Consider the following 4,444-nt stretch of genomic DNA (forward strand, 5'->3'; position numbering starts at 1 on the left):
TCCTGCGGCCTGGCGGGGCCGTGACAACCGGGTGGAGGGCGTGAATTTGGGAGGGAACCGCGCGCCTGCGCGTGGGAGGAACCGGAATTCAGGGCCGGAACCGACGCCAACGGCGGCGCTTGCCGGTTTTCTCGGACCAGCCAGGATGGCAGGCGGATCAACAGGATTTGGAAACTGTCAGGGTTGGGGTGAGCAGGCGTCAGCCTGTCGATCCCCTGCCCTGCCTATCGCTCAAAGCGAGACCGGCGCACGCCGGGATCACATATTTTCTATGGCTGATTTATCAGTGGTATTCGTCAATTTATCCAACAAACTCAATGCAGGTGTACTGATATCCCCGTCCGGAATAATCAAAATATTGGCTCTCCTTCGCGCTTCGAAACTCATTCCAAGCCAAGCCGGAATCCTGCGGCAATGCGCAGGTTCCACCATTGAGGTGGGCTGTATGAGCGTGGGACGCCTTGGGTAGTTCATCTCCAAAGCAAAACGCTGTCATGTACGGAGCTGATTTACTTTTGCTGCCCCAGACGACCATTCCATCGCGCGACACGATAAATGCAACCGGCTTGCTGGACAGCCCAACAAATCGCAAAGCACTCGCCTGGAGTGAGCACTCGAAACGGTTTCCTATCTCGCACAGGGAATCTGTATTCCAGCCAATCCCGCTAAACTCATCTCTGAGAAGGTTTGCAGGCATAAGTAGCCACGACGCAAACACGTTGGCCTCGGTTTCTATCTTATCCCTGAAATCGTTCAGGGTATCATCGCTGTCTTCGAAACGATCCCGCAAACCCCGATGGCACATGAAGTGTCCCAGCTCATGGGCATATGTGAACCGTTGACGCCGCTTGTTCTCGATTTCCGAGTTCAGCAAAATCGTCCACTTGTCGGTGTTCTTTGTTTTAACAAGACACCCTTCGAAGGAATCGTAGCTGCCTATCTTGGTTTTCAGTTCGCCGCCAAAATCGCTGTTCTGAAGTGCGCCATCAATGAGCTTTGAAATATCCAGTGGGTAAGTGTTCGGGCCGTGGTCCTGCCAGAGCCTTGTAAGGCGGTTGGCCTCCTTCATCGGAGGGCGGCTAATCGTCGTCGTCAAAACCTGAAACTATCCTCTCAATCGTGCGCTTGTCATTCTCAGACAGCTTATGGAATTTTCTGAAAAAGGCATCCTCGATTTGTCGGTCAGAAGGCTCGTCTTGCGTATCGTCCAAGAAGAACTCTGGCGACGCCCCAAAATGATTTGCGATTTTTAGCAACAACTCAGCGGACGGCTTGGCATTCTTCTTGTTTTCGAGTTGCCAGACATATGCCTTTGAAGACCCAAGGACCGTCGCCAGCTCCTCCTGCGTCATGTTCTTGGATGTTCGGATTTTTCTGAGCTTTTCGCCAAATTTTTCTGACATGCAAGATTCTCTCTGTTCGCGGGTTGACAGAAGTATAGCGATCACTATATCTGACCTCAAGTGTAGTACTAGCTATACTTATGTAAACCAAAATGGAGAACGAAAAGATGGCTGACAGAAAAGTTACCGCGTCGGGAAAAGACAAGGACGGCGACATCACCAAGCTTTGCAAATCAGGCGAGGCATGGTCCCCACGGATGAAGGCTGACGCGATCCGCGATATCGAAAACGGCACGCACACCTACTACGTCCAGCAGCCTGGTACGTCTCGTGTCGACATCACCGTGGTGAACGGAACGAGCGGCAAATACCTTCGCTCAACCGCCGATAAGTCGTCGAGCAACAACTTGGACAATCTCCCTGATTGCTAAGCCTATGACCCTACGACATCAGGGCTCGCAGATAGCATCTACCTCTGCGGGTCCGTTTCAACCTGGCATCCTTGAATGTCATAAAAAGAAGGATTTTATCCCATGCCACAGGATCATCAGATCACCTGTATTATTCCAGACGGTGCGGACTCTGACCGGCGTATTGACAGCATCGGCGGAGCCACTGGTTCCAAGAGTGGTGGTCCTTGGTGCATTAAGCTCGATGTTGCCATCAAAGGTATCGAAGATGGCACTTGGCGCTTCTGGACCAGCGTCAATGGCAACTCGGTCTGGGTCATCATCGCTACGCGGAATGGAAAGAAATACCTGAAAACCGAGGCCGATGGAGCCGAACCGAATAACCTCCTGAGTCTGCCGCGCTGCAAATAGGCCTTGGGACGCGCAACACCCAAGTGCCTGCCCTATCTCAACCCTAACCGGCTGAGGACACCACGCCTGCTTTCTTGACCAACCAAAAGCCGTTTCTCGAATTCGACATTCGACGGCAGGCTTACCAGGGTCAGACGCCACAACGTCTTGTCGTGCCGCCAGCTCGGCGGTCGCCATTCCTGACGTTCCACTCCGACGATCTCCATGCAGTCTGGAAAGTGCAGCCACGGAATCTGCTCGCCACTAAGAGAGTCGCCAACCTGCTCCTGTGGGGCATCGAGGAACGTGAACCCATCTGCCTCCGTCCCGTCCAAAAAGAGGAACCGTGCGGTTTCTTCCTCACCTGGGCAAAGCCCGCTCACGGCAACCCAGTCACCGCAGGTCGGGGCCTTCGCGGCGTCCAGAACAACGCGCCATTTCTTCATCTTGGCCACCCCTCCGCAAACGTCTTTCACCGCTCTCTGTCTCTGTCGCGATCGCGGCCCTGCCCGCGCTCGGACGCATTATCACGCCCGCGCCCGAGAATGTCATCCCGCCGCCCTTGGTCACGGCCCTCGCCGTCACGGGCGGCAATGTCCCGTTCTACCTCGGCTGCATCCCGATCCTGTCCGATATCGCGCGCTCGACCAAGGATGGCGTCCCGCCGCTCGCGGTCTGGATCGTCGGGCGCAACCCTCTCCCGCCCGACATCCGGCGCTTGCACCTCGGGTCGATCAACATCGCGCCCCAATACCGCCGCCCGACGCGCGTCCATGTCGCCCCGATCGGCACCAACCTGCGGCCTCTCAACCTCGCTCATAAACCTCTCCCTGATCCGTGACATCGCCGCCTCGGCGCGGCCCCAAAGCTGATCCAGCCGCTCACGCGCGGTGGCAATGAAGGCGCGCCCCCGCTCCATCAGCTCAAGCCGCAATTCCAACTGCCGCCAGCCCAGCTCTTGGCGCTGTGCATTGCGCGCCTGCGCCGCGCGGAAAGCCTCGCCGCGCTCCGTGACGATCCCGCGCTTTTCCTGAGCATTGGCCGATGGTCCGATTTTCGGCTCGGGCTCGCGGCTGAGCTCGACCACCTTCTTCTCGTGCTCAAGCGCAATCTCTTCCTGCCCGCCCCCGCGCGCCCGCTCGACCTGTTGTTCGACCTCAGACCGCTGAACATCGAGCGACCGATGGTCGATCCGCTCCGACCGCCCTGCCCGCTCAAGGGCTGTGTTCGCATCCCGCGCCCAGGCTTCGCGCCAGCCCATCAGCAGGTCCGGCGCATTCCAGCTGCGATCCTTCTTCCCGAACCCCTCGCCGGTCAGCTCGCGCATGGTCAGCATGACATGTGCATGGGGCTGACCGTGGCCATCACGGGCCTTGCCCTCGTGAACGGCCACATCCGCGATCATGCCGCGATCGACAAACTCGCGCTGAACAAAGCCGCGCAGGAGCTCAAGGCGCTCGCCGCGATCGAGCTCCCGGGGAAGGGCCACTTCAATTTCTCGGGCAAGCTGCGCATCACGACGCTTCTCGACCGCCTCGACCGCGTTCCAGAGCTGGTCGCGATCGCGCATCCAGTCGGGCGCATTTTCGGGGGCCATGATCTCGGAATGCACGACCCCGCCCTTGCGGCTGTAGTCATGCTCCAACCCCTGCCGGTCATCCCGCAGCCGCCCAGCCGTCCGGTAGGCGGCGGCTGCGACAGATGAACGGCCCCCTGCCCGGCTGATCACTTTTGCACTGAGATGGTAGATCGCCACGCTTGGGACGCCTCTCTTCAAAACAGGGTCCAGCGCCTGCTTGCGCTGGTCGGGAGCGCGAGGGTGAAACCCTCGTTTAGGCGGCAATGCCGCCTTGGGGGGAAGCCGTCCGGCGCGGGGGTTTACCCCCATGAGGACGCGCACGTTGTCGAAGACAATGTATAAGCGCGCATTTAAATCTTTTCAACCTATCAATCCGCCACTACATTCGCCCCGATTATTCCCGAGGTTGCCCCATGTCCCAAAGCCGCCCGACCGACGCCCGGATCAAAGAACTGGCCGAGAAGAAAGCTCAGCTCGACGCTCAGATCGCAGCGCTCGATGCCCGGCGGCGTCTGTCTCAGAAGAAAGACGAAGACCGCATCAAATGGCTCTTGGGCACTTTGGTCTTCGACCGTTTGAGCGCCGAACCTGCTCTTCAGAGCCCCGAGCTCTTAGAGTTGGTGCGGCGCGATCTGCCAGACCGCCTCACCCAGCGGGATCGCGACCGGGGGCTCTGGCAGATTCTGTTTCCTGACGCGCAAGAGGACCGGTCATGAGTTTTG

Annotated in this window: 7 protein-coding genes; 3 read left to right on the forward strand and 4 right to left on the reverse strand. The window is 58.3% G+C overall.

Annotated features, from left to right (window positions below; translation table 11 throughout):
• Positions 1–301: 301 nt before the first annotated feature.
• Together OS189_RS18555 and OS189_RS18560 are read right to left on the reverse strand one after the other, a co-directional pair.
• Positions 302–1,069, reverse strand: coding sequence for an ImmA/IrrE family metallo-endopeptidase (locus OS189_RS18555; protein ID WP_267168821.1), 768 nt, complete (start codon positions 1,067–1,069; stop codon positions 302–304).
• Positions 1,070–1,079: 10 nt separating this feature from the next.
• Entirely contained in the window at positions 1,080–1,403 is a 324-nt protein-coding gene (locus OS189_RS18560; protein WP_037931678.1) for a helix-turn-helix domain-containing protein, read from the reverse strand.
• A gap of 107 nt (positions 1,404–1,510) precedes the next feature.
• Here OS189_RS18560 and OS189_RS18565 point away from each other — a divergent pair, with 107 nt between their 5' ends.
• Both OS189_RS18565 and OS189_RS18570 read left to right on the forward strand, forming a co-directional pair.
• Positions 1,511–1,774 carry a DUF3892 domain-containing protein gene (locus tag OS189_RS18565; protein ID WP_267168822.1) on the forward strand — a complete coding sequence of 88 codons (264 nt, stop codon included), beginning with the start codon at positions 1,511–1,513 and terminating at the stop codon, positions 1,772–1,774.
• A gap of 102 nt (positions 1,775–1,876) precedes the next feature.
• The gene (locus tag OS189_RS18570) at positions 1,877–2,164 is read left to right on the forward strand and encodes a DUF3892 domain-containing protein (RefSeq protein WP_037275356.1); all 288 of its coding nucleotides are present in this window, start codon (positions 1,877–1,879) and stop codon (positions 2,162–2,164) included.
• Between the two features lie 32 nt (positions 2,165–2,196).
• Here OS189_RS18570 and OS189_RS18575 read toward each other — a convergent pair whose 3' ends face one another.
• Together OS189_RS18575 and mobQ are read right to left on the reverse strand one after the other, a co-directional pair.
• Positions 2,197–2,589 (reverse strand): hypothetical protein, encoded by a 393-nt coding sequence (locus tag OS189_RS18575; protein ID WP_267168823.1) that lies wholly within the window; start codon positions 2,587–2,589, stop codon positions 2,197–2,199.
• A 26-nt stretch (positions 2,590–2,615) separates the two neighbouring features.
• Positions 2,616–3,899, reverse strand: coding sequence for a MobQ family relaxase (gene mobQ / locus OS189_RS18580; protein ID WP_267168824.1), 1,284 nt, complete (start codon positions 3,897–3,899; stop codon positions 2,616–2,618).
• Between the two features lie 236 nt (positions 3,900–4,135).
• On the opposite strand from mobQ, the gene OS189_RS18585 reads away from it, so the two are divergent.
• Entirely contained in the window at positions 4,136–4,438 is a 303-nt protein-coding gene (locus OS189_RS18585; RefSeq protein WP_267168825.1) for a mobilization protein, read from the forward strand.
• Positions 4,439–4,444: the final 6 nt, after the last annotated feature.

Origin of the sequence: Sulfitobacter sp. F26169L (assembly GCF_026410285.1) — a bacterium.
Classification (GTDB): domain Bacteria; phylum Pseudomonadota; class Alphaproteobacteria; order Rhodobacterales; family Rhodobacteraceae; genus Sulfitobacter.